15 protein-coding genes are annotated in these 19,579 nt (G+C 60.5%); 9 read left to right on the forward strand and 6 right to left on the reverse strand.

Annotation, left to right across the window (positions count from 1 at the left end):
• The first annotated feature begins 314 nt into the window (after window positions 1-314).
• A complete protein-coding gene (locus AC1D17_RS12920) occupies window positions 315-2,843 on the forward strand; it encodes a methyl-accepting chemotaxis protein (protein WP_477565798.1) in 2,529 nt (842 codons plus the stop codon).
• A gap of 68 nt (window positions 2,844-2,911) precedes the next feature.
• Here the strand turns inward: AC1D17_RS12920 and AC1D17_RS12925 are convergent, their stop codons facing one another.
• Window positions 2,912-3,064: a hypothetical protein gene (locus AC1D17_RS12925; protein ID WP_477565799.1), complete on the reverse strand. Its 153-nt coding sequence runs from the start codon at window positions 3,062-3,064 to the stop codon at window positions 2,912-2,914.
• Window positions 3,065-3,232: 168 nt separating this feature from the next.
• Here AC1D17_RS12925 and AC1D17_RS12930 point away from each other — a divergent pair, with 168 nt between their 5' ends.
• The gene (locus AC1D17_RS12930) at window positions 3,233-4,108 is read left to right on the forward strand and encodes a LysR family transcriptional regulator (protein ID WP_477565800.1); all 876 of its coding nucleotides are present in this window, start codon (window positions 3,233-3,235) and stop codon (window positions 4,106-4,108) included.
• 191 nt (window positions 4,109-4,299) lie between these two features.
• Here the strand turns inward: AC1D17_RS12930 and AC1D17_RS12935 are convergent, their stop codons facing one another.
• Both AC1D17_RS12935 and aceA read right to left on the reverse strand, forming a co-directional pair.
• The gene (locus tag AC1D17_RS12935) at window positions 4,300-4,539 is read right to left on the reverse strand and encodes an SMc00767 family acetate metabolism repressor (RefSeq protein WP_037119629.1); all 240 of its coding nucleotides are present in this window, start codon (window positions 4,537-4,539) and stop codon (window positions 4,300-4,302) included.
• Between the two features lie 78 nt (window positions 4,540-4,617).
• Window positions 4,618-5,907 (reverse strand): isocitrate lyase, encoded by a 1,290-nt coding sequence (gene aceA / locus AC1D17_RS12940; protein WP_477565801.1) that lies wholly within the window; start codon window positions 5,905-5,907, stop codon window positions 4,618-4,620.
• Window positions 5,908-6,137: 230 nt separating this feature from the next.
• On the opposite strand from aceA, the gene AC1D17_RS12945 reads away from it, so the two are divergent.
• Window positions 6,138-7,547, forward strand: a complete 1,410-nt coding sequence (locus tag AC1D17_RS12945) for a helix-turn-helix domain-containing protein (RefSeq protein WP_477565802.1) — start codon at window positions 6,138-6,140, stop codon at window positions 7,545-7,547.
• Here AC1D17_RS12945 and AC1D17_RS12950 read toward each other — a convergent pair whose 3' ends face one another.
• A complete protein-coding gene (locus tag AC1D17_RS12950; RefSeq protein WP_477565803.1) occupies window positions 7,548-8,501 on the reverse strand; it encodes a fatty acid desaturase family protein in 954 nt (317 codons plus the stop codon). It abuts the gene before it with no gap.
• Between the two features lie 343 nt (window positions 8,502-8,844).
• Here AC1D17_RS12950 and AC1D17_RS12955 point away from each other — a divergent pair, with 343 nt between their 5' ends.
• From AC1D17_RS12955 to AC1D17_RS12970, 4 genes are all read left to right on the forward strand, one after another.
• Entirely contained in the window at window positions 8,845-9,939 is a 1,095-nt protein-coding gene (locus AC1D17_RS12955; protein ID WP_477565804.1) for a polyamine ABC transporter substrate-binding protein, read from the forward strand.
• Window positions 9,940-10,035: 96 nt separating this feature from the next.
• Window positions 10,036-11,178, forward strand: a complete 1,143-nt coding sequence (locus AC1D17_RS12960) for an ABC transporter ATP-binding protein (protein WP_477565805.1) — start codon at window positions 10,036-10,038, stop codon at window positions 11,176-11,178.
• Between the two features lie 4 nt (window positions 11,179-11,182).
• Window positions 11,183-12,094, forward strand: coding sequence for an ABC transporter permease subunit (locus AC1D17_RS12965; RefSeq protein WP_477565806.1), 912 nt, complete (start codon window positions 11,183-11,185; stop codon window positions 12,092-12,094).
• A 2-nt stretch (window positions 12,095-12,096) separates the two neighbouring features.
• Complete coding sequence (locus AC1D17_RS12970) at window positions 12,097-12,912, forward strand: ABC transporter permease (protein WP_477565807.1); 816 nt, start codon at window positions 12,097-12,099, stop codon at window positions 12,910-12,912.
• A 152-nt stretch (window positions 12,913-13,064) separates the two neighbouring features.
• On the opposite strand, the gene AC1D17_RS12975 is transcribed toward AC1D17_RS12970, so the two are convergent.
• Window positions 13,065-14,903, reverse strand: a complete 1,839-nt coding sequence (locus AC1D17_RS12975; RefSeq protein WP_477565808.1) for an AsmA family protein — start codon at window positions 14,901-14,903, stop codon at window positions 13,065-13,067.
• A gap of 174 nt (window positions 14,904-15,077) precedes the next feature.
• Between AC1D17_RS12975 and AC1D17_RS12980 the strand changes: the two genes are divergently transcribed.
• On the forward strand, window positions 15,078-17,030 hold the full coding sequence (locus tag AC1D17_RS12980) for an acetoacetate--CoA ligase (protein ID WP_477565809.1): 1,953 nt from the start codon (window positions 15,078-15,080) through the stop codon (window positions 17,028-17,030).
• Between the two features lie 286 nt (window positions 17,031-17,316).
• Here AC1D17_RS12980 and AC1D17_RS12985 read toward each other — a convergent pair whose 3' ends face one another.
• Entirely contained in the window at window positions 17,317-18,384 is a 1,068-nt protein-coding gene (locus tag AC1D17_RS12985; RefSeq protein ID WP_477565844.1) for an alpha/beta hydrolase family protein, read from the reverse strand.
• 148 nt (window positions 18,385-18,532) lie between these two features.
• On the opposite strand from AC1D17_RS12985, the gene AC1D17_RS12990 reads away from it, so the two are divergent.
• A complete protein-coding gene (locus tag AC1D17_RS12990) occupies window positions 18,533-19,558 on the forward strand; it encodes a helix-turn-helix domain-containing protein (protein ID WP_477565845.1) in 1,026 nt (341 codons plus the stop codon).
• Window positions 19,559-19,579 lie beyond the last annotated feature (21 nt).

Genomic DNA, 19,579 nt, shown 5'->3' on the forward strand with positions numbered 1-19,579 from the left:
TTCGTTGCACCCTTGCTCGCGAGCCAAGTGATGCACGTCTGCGCCCCAAGGCCGGGCACTCCCTTTATGCGGTGCAACTGAAACGATTTAAGTCGTACTTATTCAAATATTAATCGTTCCCATCGAAGACTGTGCCGCAACGGAGTCTGCCGTGATTTTGCCTCGGCGAAGAGGCGGGTCATGCAATGAATGCCAGGCAGGCTGACGGTGATGCGCCGTATGATATCAGTCAAATTCACCAGCTTGTTGGCGCACCGGGGAAGCCTTTCACGGCTTGAGGAGGGCGGACGCAGGCTGCGAGCCAAGGTGCGTTCATGTTCATCGACAAGATTCTTGCCCGCTTCAAAATCCAGACCAAGGTGCTGCTGTTCATCCTGCCCTTCGTCGTCAGCATCTGTGCCGTTGGCATTACCGGGCTTTATGCGTCCGGCTTGCTGCAGGGACGGATGGAGATATCGAACAGCGTTCTCCAGTCGCTGAGCGGCTTCAAGGATGTCTATGCCGGCATGAACGCTTTCCTTCAGAACACATCCGAGGAAACCCGGCAGGCGGTTGTCGCAAAGCTGGAAGCGCAGCAGGTGGTGCTGTCGGATACGCTGGCACAGGTCAGCGACGAGGAGGGCCGCCTGCAGCTGCAGGAAGCCGTTGAGGGCAGCACCAAGATCGGTGACCGCGTCGGCCAGCTCTGGACGCTTTATGAGGAAGAGGTGGCGCTGCGCAAATCCATCTCCGCCAGCCTCGGCAGCCTGCTCGGCGAGCAGATGAAGGTGCTGGAAGAAGCGACCAAGATGGAGCGCATGGTCCGCAAGGATGAAGAGGCGGCAAAATCGATCCTGCGGGAAGCCGACCGGCTGACGTCGTCGAGCGATACGCTCGTCGCCTTCATGTCGGCCTTTGCCAAGGCTGCGACGCCGGAAGAGAAAATCAAGCTTGCCGGTGCTTCCTATGGCGAACTGACCAAGGTCCAGCGCAAGATCGCTTCCGGCCTGCCGGCAAACCAGAAGGCGGTTGCCGAGACGTTCAAGACGACCGTTGCCGAGATGAAGGCGCTGATCGATACGGGCGACCTGAGCGAAGAAAACGCCACTGCGGTTGGCCGGCTGGTTGCCCGCTTCCGCCAGAACAGCATCCAGCTTCAGACCGCCGCGACCGTGAAGATGCGCGATGCCACCGCCACCTTCGGCAAGCTCGACGCGCCGCTGGTCAAGGCAGCGACCGTGCTCACCGATACCCGCAAGCTGGTCAACTCGGTCTATTCCATCCGCATCGCGGCTGCGAGCTTCCTTGAAAAATCCGATGAGGAAGGCCGCAAGCGCCTGGCCCGCGAATTCTCCATCATGGGGCAGGACGTCCAGAGCCTGGCACAGACGGCCGGTGACCTGAAATTCTTCACCGATCTGGTGGGCTCGCTGAAGCCGATCATCGAGAAGATGGATCGGGACAGCATGGCTCTGGTCGCGACGAGCCAGAAGCGCGAGGCGGAATTTACGGCGGCCGCGGCCGAAATCGACAATATCTGGGGTCAGTTGACGGCCTTTGCCGAAGGCCAGAAGACCACAGCTTCGGTCGAACGCGACAAGGCCAATCAGGTTTCCGTGTTCGCAACCGTCGTTGGCATCCTGATCGCACTTCTGGCCGGCGGCGCGCTGGTACTGACGCTGAAGGGCCCGATTGGCCAGATCACCGCTGCCATGCGCCGTCTGGCTGACGGTGCGCTGGATACCTCGATCGACGGTGGTGCCCGCCGCGACGAGATCGGCGACATGGCCCGGGCGCTCGGCATCTTCAAGGAAAACGCGCTTTCCAAGGTGCGCATCGAAGCTGAAAGCGAGGAGCAGCGCGCGCAGGCCGACGCCGAACGTACCCGCAACGACACGGAAAAGCGCGCGCTCGACAGCCAGATCGATTTCGCTGTCAGCCAGCTCGCCGCCGGTCTCGGCCGTCTGGCGCAGGGTGATCTTTCCCAGCAGATCGAAACGCCGTTCACCGGCCGCCTCGAACAGCTGCGGATGGACTTCAATGGCTCGCTGGTTCGCCTGCAGGACACGCTTTTGCAGATCCGCAACAATGCCCTGTCGATCCAGCGCAGCGGCAACGACATGCACGCGTCGGCGGATTCGCTGTCGAAACGCACCGAGGCGCAGGCCGCGTCTCTGGAAGAAACGGCAGCGGCCGTCGATCAGATCACCGTTACCGTCCGCTCGTCGGCCGAACGGGCGCACGAGGCCAATGTCGCCGTGACCCATACCAAGAAGAGTGCCGACAGCTCGGCCGTCGTCGTCAGCAATGCCATCGCCGCCATGGGCCGCATCGAGGATGCCTCGCGCCAGATCGAACAGATCATCGACGTCATCGATGAAATTGCCTTCCAGACCAATCTTCTGGCGCTCAATGCCGGTATCGAGGCTGCGCGCGCCGGGGATGCGGGCAAGGGCTTTGCAGTGGTTGCGCAGGAAGTCCGCGAGCTAGCCCAGCGCTCGGCCGGAGCCGCCCGCGAGATCAAGGGCCTGATCAACAAGTCCGCAAACGAGGTCAATTCCGGATCGCAACTGGTTCAGGAAACTGGCGCGGTGCTTGCCTCGATCAGCCAGCAGATCGTCTCGGTCAGCAGCCATGTCGAAATGATCGCCACCGCCAGCCGCGACCAGGCCGCCGCCCTGCACGAGGTCAATGGTTCCGTCAATCAGATGGACCAGATGACCCAGCAGAACGCCACCATGGTCGATCAGGCGACCAGCGCCAGCCGCGAACTCGCCAACCAGGCCGATACGTTGATGATGCTGGTCGAACAGTTCCGCCTGGAGCCGGCCGATACCCGCCGGCGGGTCGGTCGCGCGGCCTGATCAGGCAGACATTCCAGACACCAGGAGAGCCCGGCGTTGCAGGACAGCCGGGCTCCTCATTTGCCGGGTTATCGCGTCCAGCGCAGGCGAAACTGCTTCACAGCCGCAGAAACCCTGCTGGACAGGCGGTTCCGGTTGATCACCTCCTGAAATTCGTGCGGCTTGCGCCCGTCTTTCGCCAGCAAGTCCGCCAACAAAACTATTCCCATCATCTCTGGCATCGCAGGTCTCCTTCGGCAACAGAAAGCCGTGGCCGGACCGGATGTCCCGCTGCCAACTTTCTTCAATCTGGGATGAGGAGGCGGCTTGGCCGCGCTCCGTTAACGCCGCAAACCTATGCTTCAGAAATCAGTTTATAAACGCAAGAAACCGGACTATGTTTTTCAATTATGAAAGACATAGCCTGGGATGCCTATCAGATATTTTTGGCTGTCGCGCGCCATGGCGGGCTGACCGGCGCTGCTCAGGCCAGCAGTCTCAGCCCGGCCACGGTCGGCCGCCGGGTGCTCGAGCTTGAGCAGGGGATCGGCCGGCAGCTGTTCTCACGCAGCCAGACCGGTTATCGCCTGACGGCCGACGGGCAGGCTCTGTTCGAGCATTTGCAGGCCATGGATGCCGTCGTTCGCAAGGTCGATGGCTGGCGGCAGGAGGCGCATGGCGCATCGGTGGTCCGACTGATGGCCGGCACCTGGGGAACCTGGCTGGTCTGCGAGAATATTCAGGCGATCCGCAGCGACAGGGATGGTTTCCGGCTCGATATGTCCGTTTCGGAGCGTCGGGCGACGCTGGCGCATCGCGAGCACGATGTCGGAATCCGCGCGGTGCTGCCGGATGAGCCAAATCTTGCCCGCCGCCACGCAGGCGAGGTGGCCTATGCGGCCTATCGTCAGCGCAATGCGCCGGATGGCCTTGCGACTTCCTGGCTGGCGGTGTCAGAGGAAGATGCGATCTCGCCCTATTTGCGCTGGCCGCATGAAAACGCCGGTACTGCGATCGCTGTCATTGTCAGCCGGCCGCGTTCGCTGCTTGATCTGGTTCGCGCCGGCGCCGGCCAGGCGGTGTTGCCCTGTTTCGTTGGCGATCTCGAACCGGGCTTGGAGCGGGCTGGCGACGAGCTGAAATCCCTTCGCCACAGCCAGTGGATCGTCACCAACAGCGAGGATCGCCACCGCCGCGAAATCCGCACCGTCAGCGATCGGCTCTACCGGCTGTTGAAAAGCCATGCCGACCTCATCGCCGGAAGGCGCCCCAGCCGGACGATCTGACATTCGCCCGGCGATGTCGAGGCCTATTGCATAACTCCTTAAACCGGAATCGGTTCAAGGAAAATTATGCAGCAAATTTAAAGTGCTACAGCGCCGTGCGTCATCAATGCTGCGCGGCGCTGTCGCCTCGGTCGATAAGAGAAACCGGCGGGTTTGCCCCGCCGGTTTCATGGGTGCGGCTGCTCTTCCCTTCAACCGCGCCCCTGCGTGACGATGACAGGGATCAGAAGATCGCCCCAATTCCCTTCGCCGCCATGATGGCGGGCCGAACGGACGAGTTCGACGGAGACGCCGGCGTCCACGGCCTTCATGACGGCCTGGTTGAGCCTGTGCAGGTCGTTGGCGACCATGCGGATCATTGCCTGCTGTTCCGGGGTCATGGCCGAGGACTGTTCCTCGGCCCGTTCCTTGACGCGTGTCTGGACTGTCATCGCATTTCTCCTCTTGTATGGGGTTCTTGAAGGGTATTTTCGGTTTTCCTCCCCGCCTTTCGGAAGGGAGGGGAGTAACTACTCCGCCGCCGGGCGGAATTGTTCGTGTTCGGTCGATTCATGCATGGCGGTGGTCGATGACTTGCCGCCGGTAATCGCCATCGAGACGGCGTCGAAATAGCCGGTGCCGACTTCGCGCTGGTGCTTGGTCGCTGTGTAGCCGTTGACCTCGGCGGCGAATTCCGCCTCCTGGAGCTCCGAGTACGCAGCCATCTGCCGGTCCTTGTAGCCGCGCGCCAGTTCGAACATGCCGAAGTTCAGCTGATGGAAACCGGCGAGCGTGATGAACTGGAACTTGTAGCCCATGGCGCCCAGTTCCCGCTGGAACTTGGCAATCGTCGCATCGTCGAGGTTCTTCTTCCAGTTGAACGACGGCGAGCAGTTATAGGCAAGCTTCTTGCCCGGATGCGCCTTGTGCACAGCCTCGGCAAACTTGCGAGCCTGTTCGAGATCCGGTTTGCCGGTCTCCATCCAGATCAGGTCGCAATGCGGCGCATAGGCAATGGCGCGGGCGATGCAGGGCTCGATGCCGTTCTTGACCTGATAGAAGCCTTCTGTTGTGCGTCCGGCGTCATAGTCGACAAAGGGCCGGTCGCGCTCATCAATATCGGAAGTCAGAAGCTTGGCCGCTTCCGCATCCGTGCGGGCGATGACCAATGTCGGCGTGCCCATGACGTCGGCAGCGAGACGCGCGGCGTTGAGATTGCGGATGTGGGCCGCCGTCGGGATCAGAACCTTGCCGCCGAGATGGCCGCACTTCTTTTCCGATGCGAGCTGATCTTCATAGTGGACGCCGGCAGCACCCGCCTCGATGAAGGCCTTCATGATCTCGAAGGCATTGAGCGGTCCGCCGAAACCGGCCTCGGCATCGGCAACGATCGGGGCGAACCAGGTATCGACCGAAAGGCCCTTGCCCTCTGCGGTTTCGATCTGGTCGGCGCGCTGCAATGTCCTGTTGATGCGCCTTGCCAGTTCCGGTGCGGCATTGGCCGGATAGAGCGACTGGTCGGGATACATCGACGATGCGGTGTTGCTGTCGGCGGCAACCTGCCAGCCGGAAAGGTAGATCGCCTTCAAACCGGCGCGGACCTGCTGCATCGCCTGGTTGCCGGTCATGGCACCCAGTGCATTGACGAAATCTTCCTCGTGGATCAGCTGCCACAGCCGGTTGGCGCCCATTTCGGCCAGCGTATGCCGGATCTGGACGGAGCCGCGCAGCCGCTTGACGTCTTCGGCCGTGTAGGGCCGGTCGAGACCGTCGAAGCGCCCTTGTGGGGCGCCGGGAACGAGGTTGTAAAAATCAGTCATAAGCATCCTCCTGCAGTTTTCGAAACGGTATTCGACTTTGGTTTAACACCGTTCATCTGTCGAATTTGATGTGACTAGCTTTACAATGCAGCGCACAATGCCGCCAGAACAAAAGGATTATTGCTTCCTCGAAAAGGGTTATTATGTCTTGTCTTTTACAAAAGGGTTCTGTAATTTTGTAAATTCTGTAAACCGATGGTTCTCGGTAAAAATTGTAAAAGGCATGACAAATGGCTGAGAACAAGATTTTTGCCGGTGCCCGCGTGCGGCGCATTCGCAATGGGTTGTCGCTGACGCAGACGGCGATGGCGGAGGCGCTCGGCATCTCGCCGTCCTATCTGAACCTGATCGAGCGCAATCAGCGGCCCTTGACGGTGCAGCTGCTGTTGAAGCTCTCCTCGGTCTACAAGGTCGATCTCGACGAGTTGCAGGGCGAGGCGACCGGCAGCGTCACGCAATTGCGCGAGGTGTTCGCCGATCCGCTGCTGTCGGGCGAGTTGCCGGGCGATCAGGAGTTGATCGAAGTGGCGGAGGCCGCACCCAATGCCGCGATGGGTGTGCTCAAGCTGTACCGCGCCTATCGCGAACAATCCCTCAGGCTGAAGGATCTGAGCGCGCTCCTCTCCGGCCAGGGGCACATGGCGGCGCTGTCGGATGCGCGCCTGCCGATGGACGAGGTCCGCGACATCTTCGAAAACAGGCCGCATTATTTTGCCGGGATCGATGAGGCTGCCGAAGCATTCCATGCGCAGTTGTCGCCCGGTGACGATCTTTCAGGCGCGTTGAAAGTCTGGTTGCGCAAGGAGCATGGTCTGACTGTCCGGACGTTGCCCGTACATGTCATGCCGGACCTGCGCCGCCGTTTCGACCGCCATTCCATGCGGCTGTTTCTCTCCGAACGGCTGTCCGCCCAGGATCAGCTGCGGGAGATCGCCATGGAAGCCGCGCAGATCGCCATTGCGGAAGCGATTGCGGCGGATCTTCAGCTGCTTGCGTTTTCGACGGGCGAGGCCCGGCGCATCGGCCGCTTCGAGCTGGCCCGTTATGCCGCCCACGCGATCATGATGCCCTATGGCGGGTTTCTGGCGGCAGCGCAGCGGGCGAAATACGATATCGATGTGCTCAGCGCCCGGTTCCAGGTCTCGTTCGAGCAGGCGGCAAGCCGGATGGTGACGCTGCAGCGTCCCGGTGCTTTTGGACTGCCGTTCTTCCTGATGGAGATCGATCATGCCGGCAACCGGTTGCGCAAGGCCGGTGCGTCAGGCTTTCCGCAGGCGCGTTTCGGCGGCAATTGTCCGAAACTCAATGTCCACACGGCATTTTCCCAGGCCGGTCAGGTTCTGGCCGAGCGGGTGGAGATTTCCGGAGGCGGGGAGTTTTTGACCATCGCCCGGACCGTCGAGGGGCCGCGGGCCAATTTTCAGGAGCGCGTTCGCCGCACCGCCATCCTGATCGGCTGCGACGCAAGCCAGGCGGCTGAGACCGTCTATGGCGGCGCCCCGCTTGCGACGGTCGCCGGCGGCACCGCCTGCCGACTTTGCGAGCGGCAGGGCTGTCTTGCCCGGGCCGAGCCGCCGCTCACCCGGCCGCTCGGGCTCGACGAGATGGTGACCGGCCTCAGCGCGTTTGATTTCCAGTAATCAGTAGCTGACCGGATGATGGGCCGGCAGCAGGGGCGCGTCCGGCGCAAAGCACTCGCAGGCAAGGCCGGTCGTATACCCGTGGGTAATATGGGCCCGGCTGGCGTAGGTGGGGTTCTTCATCAACACCGCATGCAGTTCCGGCAGGTTGTAATAGGGAACGCCGGGATAAAGGTGGTGCTCCAGGTGATAGTTGATGTTGTGGGGCGCAAAGAACAGCTTTTCCCACAGATGGGGATAGACCGTGCGCGAGCTGCCCAGCTCGTCCGAATAGTCCATGCTACCGAAATGCTCGGCAACGCTTCGCACGTAGAGGAACAGGCAGAAGAAGGTGAAGAACGGTATCAGCCAGTAGAGGGTGAAATCCGTCCACAACCCGAACACCGAGAAGATCACGGCAGCAGCGGCGTAGAAGCTGATGCGCAGCAGCTTGTAGGTCCGGGTCGAGCGGTCGTGCTTGGCGATGCGCTTGGCCATGTGCAGGATATCGCGAACCGAATTCACCGCGACGAGGTAGCCGAGCAATTGCACCACGCCGCGCCAGACTTTCTGCGGAAAGGTGAACTGCGCCATGCCGAGCTTGGAAACCCAGTCCGGGTCGTCCTCGGTATTGGTGTGCTGGTGATGGGCGAGATGGTTCATGCGATAGCCGTCGACGGTCGCCATGATCGGCCATGCCAAGAAAAGGTCGCTCATCCAGTCGCTGACTTTGCGGTTCTTGATGATGCGGTAATGGGCGGCCTCGTGCATCAGGCAGCCGAAGGCATGCATCCGGCCGGCGATAACGAGCACGGCGGCGAGATAGGCAAGTGGATGCTGCATATATTTGCTGAAGGCGATGGCGCTTGCGATCAGAGCCCAGTCGAAACCGATGGCAAGTAGCGTCCTGTGGGGCTGCAGCAGCGACAGCCGCTTCAATTCCCGTGGATCGATCCGCTGCGACTTCGCACTCATGATGGCCAACTCCGAACGCATAACCGTTGCGGCGCAAAATCGCATTCCGGGCATGGTTAAGCAATCGTAAACGCCGTGGTTCAGGATCGATTTAAGCTTATGGTTAATCCGCGCCAAGGCCAGGCCGGGTCGGCGGGCATGCGGCCATGCTGCACTGAAAAGGTTCGGCTTTTGCCATTTATCCCAAAATTTGAGATGGCGCTGAATGGTTCGGGTGGAACCAGTAAAAGCGCTTGTGGTTGTTGGAAAACATGCCTACGTTCCAAACGCGCATACGGAGGGACAGACAGGTAGGCGACGGCGGCGTGCCTGGACTGACCCAATAAAAACCAAGGGGAATTCCATGTCGCGTTCGATTGCCACTGCCTTTGCCGCGTTGATCCTTGCCGGATCCGCAACGATTGCCACCGCCCAGGAGCGTGTGGTCAACGTCTACAACTGGTCCGATTACATCGATGCCAGCATCCTGGAAGACTTCACCAAGGAAACCGGCATCAAGGTCGTCTACGACGTCTTCGATTCCAACGAGATTCTGGAAACCAAGCTTCTTGCCGGCGGTACCGGCTATGACGTCGTCGTTCCGACGGCGACCTTCCTGCAGCGGCAGATCGCAGCGGGCGTTTTCCAGAAGCTCGACAAGTCGAAGCTGCCGAACCTTTCCAACATGTGGGACGTGATCACCAGCCGCGTCGCGACCTACGATCCGGGCAACGAATACGCCGTCGACTACATGTGGGGCACCACCGGCATCGGCTACAATGTCGAGAAGGTGAAGGCTATTCTCGGTACCGACGAGAAGCCGACCTGGGACGTTCTGTTCAAGCCGGAGGTTGCGGCGAAATTCAAGGATTGCGGCATTCACATCCTTGACTCTCCGACCGACGTGGTACCGTCGGTACTCGCCTATCTCGGCCTCAACCCCGACAGCCATGCGCCGGAAGACCTTGCCAAGGCTGAGGAGCTGCTGCTGAAGATCCGGCCCTATATCCGCAAGTTCCATTCCTCCGAATATATCAATGCGCTAGCAAACGGCGATATCTGCCTTGCGCTTGGCTATTCCGGCGATATCTTCCAGGCGCGCGATCGCGCGGCGGAAGCAAAGGCCGGCGTGACCGTCGATTATTCCATTCCGCAGACGGGCGCGCAGATGTGGTTCGACGTGATGGCCATTCCGGCCGATGCGCCGCACCTTGCCGAAGCACATGAGTTCCTGAACTACATCATGAAACCGGAAGTCATCGCCAAGGCGAGCGACGTCGTCTTCTACGCCAATGGCAACAAGGCATCGCAGCAGTTCATCAGCAAGGAAGTGATGGACGACACGGCAATCTATCCGCCGGAAGAGGTGATGAAGAAGCTCTTCACGACGACGCCGTTCGACGCCAAATCGCAGCGCGTGCTGACGCGCATGTGGACCAAAGTGGTCACCGGCCAGTAAGTCCAAAGAATTGCCCGGATCCTTGAAAATCCGGGCAATTTTCTTTTGTGGCGCTGGGGGACGGCGCCGTTTGTCCGTGTCATTCGGGGATAGATGATGAAGTCACTAGGCAGTATCCGGCGCTCCTTTTCTCCTTGGGCGGATCCCAATTCCGTACCGTTCATCGCCGTCAAGAACGTCACCAAGAAGTTCGGGGATTTCGTCGCGGTCGATGACCTGTCGCTGAATATCTACCCGCGCGAATTCTTCGCGCTGCTGGGTGCTTCGGGTTGCGGCAAGTCAACGTTGCTGCGCATGCTGGCCGGCTTCGAACAGCCGACCTCGGGCGAGATCATCCTGGACGGGCAAAGCCTCGCCGGCATCCCGCCCTACAGGCGGCCGGTCAACATGATGTTCCAGTCCTATGCGCTGTTTCCGCATATGACGGTCGAAAACAACATCGCCTTCGGTCTCAAGCAGGATGGTATGCCGAAGGCCGATATCGCCAAACGCGTCGACCAGATGCTGAAGCTGGTCAAGCTCGACAAGTTCGCAAAGCGCAAGCCACATCAGCTTTCCGGCGGCCAGCGCCAGCGCGTGGCATTGGCCCGCTCGCTTGCCAAGCGGCCGAAGGTGCTTTTGCTGGATGAGCCGCTGGGGGCGCTCGACAAGAAGCTGCGCGAGGAAACCCAGTTCGAACTGATGGACCTGCAGCAGGAACTCGGCCTCACCTTCGTCGTCGTCACGCATGACCAGGAAGAGGCGATGACCATGGCCGATCGCATCGCCGTGATGGCGCATGGCAAGGTCGTGCAGGTGGCGACCCCGCCGGAAATCTACGAGGCGCCGAACTCGCGTTTCGTGGCTGATTTCATCGGCGACGTGAACATTTTCGATGGTACGGTCTCGTCAGCGGGTAACGGCACCGTCGAGATTGCCACGGAAACCGGCTTTACGGTGCGCGTCGCCTCGTCCGAACCGCCAGCAGTCGGCACCAAGGCCGGATTTGCCGTCCGGCCGGAAAAGATCCGTGTCGGCCGCGACCGGCCCGGCTGCGCGCCGCTCAATGCCGCTGAGGGTGAAATCTGGGATATCGGCTATCTCGGCGACATGACGGTTTTCCATGTTAAGTTGAAGGACGGCAAGGTGATCAAGGCTTCATCGATGAACGCCGTGCGCGCTATCGAGGACCCGCTCGGCTACGACCAGCAAGTCTGGATTTCATTCGATGAAAATGCCGGCGTCGTGCTGAAGGATTGAAGCCATGGCAAAATTCGGATCGGCCCTGTTCAACCGGCTGGTGATCATCATCCCCTATGCCTGGTTGCTGTTCTTCTTTCTCATTCCGTTCTTCATCGTCATCCGTATTTCGCTGTCGGAAACCGCCGTCGCCATGCCGCCCTATCTGCCGGTGTTCGATCTGGCGTCCGGCATTTCCGGGTTCATCGACAATATCAAGCAGTTCTCGATCGATAACTATATCTGGCTGACCGAGGATGCGCTCTACGCCAAGGCCTACGGCTCCAGCCTATGGATCGCCGCGGTCTCGACATTCCTGACCCTGCTGATCGCCTATCCGGTGGCCTATGGCATGGCGCAGGCACCCAACACCATCCGCCCGACGCTGCTGATGCTGGTGATCCTGCCGTTCTGGACGAGCTTCCTGATCCGCGTCTATGCCTGGATCGCAATCCTGAAGCCGGAAGGGCTGCTCAATCAGCTCTTCCTGACGCTTGGCGTGATCGATCAGCCGCTGATCATCCTCAACACCAATTGGGCAATCTACATCGGGATCGTCTATTCCTACCTGCCGTTCATGGTGCTGCCGATCTATTCGTCGCTGGAAAAGATGGATCACAGCCTGACGGAGGCAGCCCAGGATCTCGGCTGCACGCCGATCAGCGCCTTTTGGCGCGTCACATTCCCGCTGTCGATGCCCGGCGTCGTTGCCGGCTGCATGCTGGTCTTCATTCCGGCCGTCGGAGAATTCGTTATCCCGGACCTGCTCGGCGGGTCCGAGACATTGATGATCGGCAAGACCTTGTGGAACGAATTCAACGCCAATCGCGACTGGCCGGTCTCAGCGGCTGTGGCGACCATTCTTCTGCTCATTCTCGTCGTGCCGATCATGTTTTTCCAGCATGCCCAGGCCAAGGCTGACGGCGAGGGGAGATAGTCATGCAGCGCTGGTCCCGTTTCAATATCGCCTCCATCGTCCTCGGGTTCGCCTTTCTGTACCTGCCGATCGTGTTGCTGGTGATCTTCTCCTTCAACGAATCCAAGCTGGTCACCGTCTGGGCGGGCTTCTCGACCAAATGGTATGTGCAGCTGCTGCACAACCAGGCGCTTCTGGATGCCGCCTGGGTTACCGTCCGCGTCGGCCTGATCTCGGCGACGGTGGCAACCGTGTTTGGCACGCTGGCAGCACTCGCTATGACCCGCTACACGCGCTTTCGCGGCCGCATGCTGTTTTCCGGAATGATCTACGCGCCGCTGGTCATGCCGGAAGTCATCACCGGCCTGTCGATGCTGCTTCTGTTCGTCGCCATCGGCTTTGATCGCGGCTTCTGGACGCTGACCCTGGCGCACATCACCTTCACCATGTGCTTCGTCGCCGTCGTGGTGCAATCCCGTCTGTTGAGCTTCGATCGCTCGATCGAAGAGGCTGCGATGGACCTGGGTGCGACGCCGGTGGCGACCTTCCTGCAGGTGACCTTGCCCGTCATCGCGCCGGCGGTCTTTTCCGGCTGGGTGCTTGCCTTCACGCTGTCGCTGGACGATCTGGTGATCTCGAGCTTCACCTCAGGTCCCGGAGCCACCACGCTGCCGATGCGGATCTACAGCCAGGTCCGGTTGGGTGTCACGCCCGAGATCAACGCGGTCTGCACAATCCTGATCGGCGTCGTCGCCATCGGCGTGCTGATCGCGTCGATGGTCTCGCGCAGCCGCGAAATCCAGCGGGTCAAGGACGAGCAGGCGGCGTTCGCGCATTGAGGTGAATACGGCGTGAGCTGGTTGTTCTACTCGCATAATTCCTGAAATCGGAATCGATTTAGGGAAAAATTATGCAGCAGATTTAAGGTGCTACAGCGACCTTGCGCGACGTGAATGATGCGCGGCGCTGTCGGTGTCTTGGAATGCGGCGGTCATGGTTGCGCCGGGACCGCGGGCAGGGGGAAAATGACCGGGCTCGGCCAGGATCCCTCGACATAGAAGCGAATGGCGGACGCCGGGCTATCGTCAGGCCGGATGGCGCCGGCAAGCGCCAGTTTCCCGTTCCTGAATGGAATGATGCCGGCAACAGACAATGTTCGTCCTTCGCCGCTGATGTCCGCCGTGGTCAGTTCGACAACGCCCTTGCGCAAGGTTGCAGCGATCTCCGCCCGGGTAAAGGCCAAGGAACCATTGGTGGCATGGCTGAGGTTGAAGACATGGCCCTGTGCCGCAAGCCGCTCGAATTCCGGCACGTCGAAATTCACCATGGTGCCATTGTTCGCGAAGTAGCGAAATTCTCCGGAGACCCCGTCCGCCGTCATTTTCGACAGGGGTTCGGCGGTCGACAGGTCGACGCTCAGCACGCCCCGGCCAAGCGGCAAGGGGCCCGTCAGGCCGAGCCTGGCGGCAACGGGCGCGAGATCCGCATTCTTTAGTGCGAACTGCAATTGTCCACCCTCGACGCCGCCATTGGCAAGGGCGATGCGGCCGCTGATCGAGCCGCCGGCAAAGGTGCCGTCACCGATGTCGATGGAAGCGCGGCCATTTTCCACCATGATACCGGCGGCGACATTCGTCAGGGCGGCCGGACCGTAACTTGCCTCCTGCGCCGAAAGGCGAAGATCAAGACTGATCTGCTTGAGCAACGCCATATCCGGCCCACTCACCGGACCGGGTTGCAGCGGGAGTGGCAAAGCCGATGAGAAAAGCGCGGCCAGGTCAATCCGGTCAAAGGCGAGCGTGCCATCGATGCGCGGGCCGCGTGCAGGGTCCCAGGCGATGCCGAGGACGCCGGTCGCATTGGCGTCATCAAGAGTCAGCGACAGGTTGTCCATCTTCAAAGCCTGCGCAGATATGGTCATGCTCGTGTCAATGGTGACGGACCCGGTGGGCGCGAGCGGCAGCGGATCGCCTTTGAACCAGGCCAGCAGCGCACCGGCCGATTTTGCCTTGATCTGAAGCTGGCCGGTGGCAAAGGGATGGCTTGAACCGTTGCCATTGCCGTCGAAACTGAGGGTCAGCGGCATGGAATTGAACGACGTCTGGAACGTGCTGTTCTGGCCCGAAAGCAGCATCAGCGGTTCATCACAGCTGAGGGACCACTGAACCTTTTCACCGTTCATGAGAGCCGAGAGGTCTGCGCTCATCCGTGTGGTCGGGGTCGGCCATTGCACGGAGCCGGTGATGGCACCGACGCGATACACGCTGGACGAGACGCGGTCGGTCAGTTCGAGCGTGCCGTTGACGATCTCGATGTCGCCGATGGGTGTATTGCGGGCGGTGGAGAGTGTCTTGCCCGAAGCGTCGGCGACGGCATCGGCCATCCAGCCGGCGCGCCGCCAGTTGAACGTGCCGTCAAGCCTGCGCTCCACCTTGAAAACCGGATTGACCAGATGGAAATCGTAGAAGACCGGCGTGCCGCGCAGTGCTGCCAGGATATCGAAGCCGGCGGCAATCGCGTCAGCCTTCGCCAGGAGTTCCGGTGCGGCCGCATCGCCGCCTTCGAAGGTGACGGCGCGCAAGGTCAAGACCGGGTGCGGCCAGAAGCTGATTTGCGGATCGCCGGCAATATTTGCCCGCGCGCCCGTCCAGGAAGACAGCACGTCCTCCATGTTCGTCTTGACGCTGGCCGTCGAGACGAACAGAGGCAGAGCGATTTTAAACAGGGCCGTGAGGACGACCGCGCCGACAAGCAGCCACGCGACGGTGCGCGAGAGGAAAAATGCGCGCCATCCGATTTTCCTGCTGGCGGTGGTTAAGAATTGCCTCATGGCCGTCCGGCGCACTTTCAATCGGTTTGAAAGGCCACTGGATAGGCTTTCGTCGCTCAGAAATCAAACGGTTGACACGCGAAATGTCGCAACTGCCACAGCCATCGTTTACGCCGCCTGTTTATCTTGCGTCGCAGCATGATATAGAAGCTGGCGTGGGAAACGGAGGAAAACATGCAGTCAGATCGGCCTCTTTGGATACCGTCGGCAGAATTCATCGGACAGACGCCGATGAAGGCGTTCATCGACTGGTGCGGACAACGCTTTTCGAGGACTTTTGGGGACTATGATGCGTTCCATGACTGGTCGATCACCGAGCGGGCCGATTTCTGGACAGCGGTCTGGGAGCATTGCGGCGTCATCGGCAATCGTGGCGAACGGGCGCTGATCAACGGCGACGTCATGCTGGAGGCGCGCTTCTTTCCCGACGCAACCCTCAATTTTGCCGAAAATCTTCTGCGCCACAGCGGCAGCGGCGACGCGCTGGTTTTCCGTGGTGAGGACAAGGTGCAATCGCGCATGTCCTGGGATGAGCTGCGGGCGCTGGTCTCCAGGCTGCAGCAGGCCCTGAAGGCGCAGGGTATCGGCAAGGGCGACCGCGTCGCGGCGATGATGCCGAACATGCCCGAAACCCTTGCTTTGATGCTGGCCACTGCATCCATCGGCGCCATCTGGTCGTCGTGTTCCCCGGATTTCGGCGAGCAGGGCGTGCTTGACCGCTTCGGCCAGATCGAGCCCAGGCTGTTCATCGCCTGCGACGGCTACTGGTACGCCGGCAAGCGTCAGGATGTTGCCGCCAAGGTGCAGGCTGTGACCAGGAAGCTTGGCGTTCCCACGCTGATCGTTCCCTATGCCGGCGACGCGGAAGCGCTCGCGGCTTCGGTTGAGGCCGGCATGACACTGGCCGATTTCGTCGCGCCGTTCACCGTAAAAACGCTTGAATTCCTGCCGCTGCCATTCGCGCATCCGCTCTATATTCTCTTTTCGTCAGGCACCACGGGCGTTCCGAAATGCATCGTCCATTCGGCTGGCGGCACTTTGCTGCAGCACCTGAAGGAACATCGGTTCCATTGCGGGCTGAGGGAGGGCGAAAAGCTCTTCTATTTTACCACCTGCGGCTGGATGATGTGGAACTGGCTGATGTCCGGTCTCGCGCTCGGGGCGACGCTGTGTCTTTTCGACGGCTCGCCGTTTCATCCGGACGGCAATGTCCTGTTCGACTACGCTCGCGACGAGCAGTTCGCCATCTTCGGGACTTCGGCGAAATATATCGACGCGGTTCGCAAGGGCGGCTTCACGCCGGTCTCCACGCATGACCTGTCGTCGCTTCGGCTGATGACCTCGACCGGCTCGCCGCTGTCGCCGGAAGGCTTTTCCTTCGTCTATGAGGGCATCAAGCCGGACGTCCAGCTGGCTTCGATTTCCGGCGGCACCGACATCGTTTCCTGCTTCGTGCTCGGCAATCCGCTGAAGCCCGTCTGGCGCGGCGAAATCCAGGGGCCGGGGCTCGGCCTTGCCATGGATGTCTGGAACGACGATGGCCAGCCGGTGCGCCAGGAAAAGGGCGAGCTCGTCTGCACGAAAGCGTTTCCCTCGATGCCGGTGATGTTCTGGAACGATCCGGAAGGCGCCAAATACAAGGCTGCCTATTTCGAACGTTTCGACAATATCTGGTGCCACGGCGATTTTGCCGAGTGGACCGAGCACGGCGGCATCGTCATTCATGGCCGCTCGGACGCGACGCTCAACCCGGGCGGCGTGCGCATCGGCACGGCCGAGATCTACAATCAGGTCGAGCAGATGGACGAGGTGGCTGAAGCCATCTGCATCGGTCAGGACTGGGATGACGATGTCCGCGTCATCCTGTTCGTGCGGCTGGCGAAGGGCGTCGTACTGACGGACGATCTCGTCAAGGCAATCAAGGCGAGGATCCGCAGCGGCGCTTCACCGCGTCACGTGCCGGCAAAGATCATCGCCGTCAGCGATATCCCGCGCACCAAATCCGGCAAGATCGTCGAGCTTGCCGTGCGCGAAGTCGTGCATGGCCGGGCGGTCAAAAACAAGGAGGCGCTGGCCAATCCGGAAGCGCTCGATCTCTACGCAAACCTTGCAGAGCTTGGAAACTGACCTCGCCGCGTTAACGATTTCGCGCTTGCCGAATTAACCAAGGCTTTGGTCTTTGCCGCCAATGCTTAAAATTCGCGGGTTTCGTGGAAAGGTTTTGTTTACGAATGGCAGCGCATGTTGATCTCAACTTGAGGCCACCCGATGTGAGGGTGGCTTTGGCAGAGATGCCGGCGCAGACATGATGTCACTACTTCTCGAGCACCTGTTTTAGCATTCAACTTATCGAGGCAGCTTCTCAGCTGCCTCTTTTTTTTGTCCGCTATTTCGGGAGGCAAGATGCCACGTATTACTGGCGGTCTTTGAGAGTCTTCTGCAAAGCGTCCTGTATGAGGTGCGTGAGTTCTGCATGGATATCTGCGCGCGACCGGTTGCTGCTATCCGAGCAGATTGGATCGACTTCTCCGAATGATTTTAGCAATTCGGCACCGCCTTGCTTACATTCCGGCAGAAAACTGAAATGGTCGGCATCGGTCACGGTGGCATAGGATCCCTGTGGCGACAGAGCCGCCAGCCGGTCGGCGATCACCGCCATGGGCATGGTTCCGGCGCTGCCGAGATTGATGAAATTCATCGGTATCGCGATCTCTTTAAGGCTCTCCGCTTCAATGGCCTGGGCGAGTCCCGGGTCGACGAGAACGGCGGTTTGAACGCGGCGATCGAGGTTCGATTGTTCGAAGCGCGCCTTGTCGATCGACCGCAGATCGACTTTCTCAACCTTCACCGGTTCGTCGTTGACGTACCCCTTGCCGCCTGCGAACCAGGCGCAATCCCATTTCGTGTAGGTGTCGCAGTAGCGCGCAAAGGCCTCGAGATTTGCCCGGGCGCCGGCGATCTCCGTGGCGGCCGCCCCTCCAAGCGAGAAGCCGACAACCCCGATACGGTCAGCGTCGATGGCGCTGCTCCAACTCGTGTCTGTCGTGAGTGCGTCGATCACCGCCGACAGATCTTGCGTGCGCTCCCACAGTTTCGGCGTGTTGGCTGGTGTCGAGTCACCGCTGGTCGTGCCGGGATGATTGGGGCCGGCAACGACAAAGCCGGCCTTGGCGAGCCCGGTGGCAAGCCAGGTCATGCCTTCAATGCGGCCGCCCGAGCCATGCGACATCACGACCAGCGGAAAGGATCCTTTGACGATCGGTGCGTTGCGAAAGGCCGGCGCGCCCTTGAAGATCTTGTTGTCACCAACAAGAGCAGGTTCGCCACCAGCTTCGGCGGGATACCACACCGTGACCGCAAGATCGCGGCCGCGTTCGGGTGCGGCCACTTTGATTTCACGCATACCAACCTCAGTTGCATAGCAGGGAACGGTGAACGTGACGGGAAGGACGACGGAGCAAAAAATCTGGAAAAGGTTCATCAGGATCTCACTTGGTTGCGAAGAACCCGCTAATGATCCCAGTTGCATGGCCCACCGCTTCCTCAATCACGATTCAGGTCGTCCCGAATCGCGATATGGGCCACCATTGGCCGGTTGATAGCCACTTAAAGGACATGTCTTGATCTTCGTGCCGCTGCCGTTCGTTGTCGCATTGATGCTTCTAATCCTGCTCGCCGCGATGCTGCGTGGGGCGGAGCCCTCGAAAGGAAATCGGCCGTTCTTTGCCCTGGTTGGTCTGTGCGCCGTGCAATCGATTATCGTCGGTTTGCGATGGGGCTACGGCATTGAGGAACTGCGATACGTGCTGCCTATTTTGCCAAGCGGTCTACCGCCCCTCGTATGGGCAAGTTTCCGCAGCCTGACCCAACACGATGAGGCAGGGGTGAGCAGGATCAGCTGGTTTCATGCCGCCCCACCCTTCGGCATGGTCGCGCTGTTACTGCTGGCGCCCGCATTGATCGACGTTGCCTTGATCGTGCTGTTCGTTGGATACGCTCTGGCGCTGCTGAATCTGGCCCGCAGCGGCACCGATGCGTTGGACGAAGCGCGTCTGGAAGGTGTCTTTGCGGCACATCGCGCTCTGTTTCTCGCCGCCGCATCGCTTTGCCTGTCTGCCTTGTTCGACCTTGCGATTGTCCTGGATTTCAAGTGGAGCAAGGGGGAKAATACAGCTCTACTCGTCGGCAACGCGAGCCTTCTGGGGCTATTTCTATTGGGTGTAACCGCCCTTGTCGCCGCCCGCGAGCGGGCGGCCCCGGCGCCTGTCGCCAATGATGATCATCTCTTGTCCCAGGCAGCACAGGATCGCGAGATTTTGGAGCGGGTGGATCGTTTGCTGACTGAGCAAAAATTGTCGCGCGATGAAAACCTGACCTTGTCGCGGCTGGCGCGGCGTGCAGGCGTACCGGCCCGGCAGATATCCGGCGCGGTCAACCGGCACGCCGGCAAGAACGTTTCACAGTACATCAACGATTTTCGAATTGCCGAAGCCTGCCGGCTACTCCGCGAAACCGACATGTCGGTGACATCAGCCATGTTCGAATGCGGTTTTCAGACGAAATCGAACTTCAATCGCGAGTTCCGGCGGGTGACATCCCTCAGCCCGGCGTCCTGGCGCGAGCAAAACCGGCAGCCGCGATCATCCGCTTCGTGACTGCCGCAGTGCCCATACTCC

It is taken from the genome of Pararhizobium sp. P1_E7 (genome assembly GCF_056405855.1).

Coding starts and splice junctions, on each gene's coding strand:
- AC1D17_RS12920 (WP_477565798.1), top strand. CDS start 315: ATGTTCATCGACAAGATTCTTGCCCGCTTCAAAATCCAGACCAAGGTG.
- AC1D17_RS12925 (WP_477565799.1), bottom strand. CDS start 3,064: ATGCCAGAGATGATGGGAATAGTTTTGTTGGCGGACTTGCTGGCGAAA.
- AC1D17_RS12930 (WP_477565800.1), top strand. CDS start 3,233: ATGAAAGACATAGCCTGGGATGCCTATCAGATATTTTTGGCTGTCGCG.
- AC1D17_RS12935 (WP_037119629.1), bottom strand. CDS start 4,539: ATGACAGTCCAGACACGCGTCAAGGAACGGGCCGAGGAACAGTCCTCG.
- aceA (WP_477565801.1), bottom strand. CDS start 5,907: ATGACTGATTTTTACAACCTCGTTCCCGGCGCCCCACAAGGGCGCTTC.
- AC1D17_RS12945 (WP_477565802.1), top strand. CDS start 6,138: ATGGCTGAGAACAAGATTTTTGCCGGTGCCCGCGTGCGGCGCATTCGC.
- AC1D17_RS12950 (WP_477565803.1), bottom strand. CDS start 8,501: ATGAGTGCGAAGTCGCAGCGGATCGATCCACGGGAATTGAAGCGGCTG.
- AC1D17_RS12955 (WP_477565804.1), top strand. CDS start 8,845: ATGTCGCGTTCGATTGCCACTGCCTTTGCCGCGTTGATCCTTGCCGGA.
- AC1D17_RS12960 (WP_477565805.1), top strand. CDS start 10,036: ATGAAGTCACTAGGCAGTATCCGGCGCTCCTTTTCTCCTTGGGCGGAT.
- AC1D17_RS12965 (WP_477565806.1), top strand. CDS start 11,183: ATGGCAAAATTCGGATCGGCCCTGTTCAACCGGCTGGTGATCATCATC.
- AC1D17_RS12970 (WP_477565807.1), top strand. CDS start 12,097: ATGCAGCGCTGGTCCCGTTTCAATATCGCCTCCATCGTCCTCGGGTTC.
- AC1D17_RS12975 (WP_477565808.1), bottom strand. CDS start 14,903: ATGAGGCAATTCTTAACCACCGCCAGCAGGAAAATCGGATGGCGCGCA.
- AC1D17_RS12980 (WP_477565809.1), top strand. CDS start 15,078: ATGCAGTCAGATCGGCCTCTTTGGATACCGTCGGCAGAATTCATCGGA.
- AC1D17_RS12985 (WP_477565844.1), bottom strand. CDS start 18,384: ATGAACCTTTTCCAGATTTTTTGCTCCGTCGTCCTTCCCGTCACGTTC.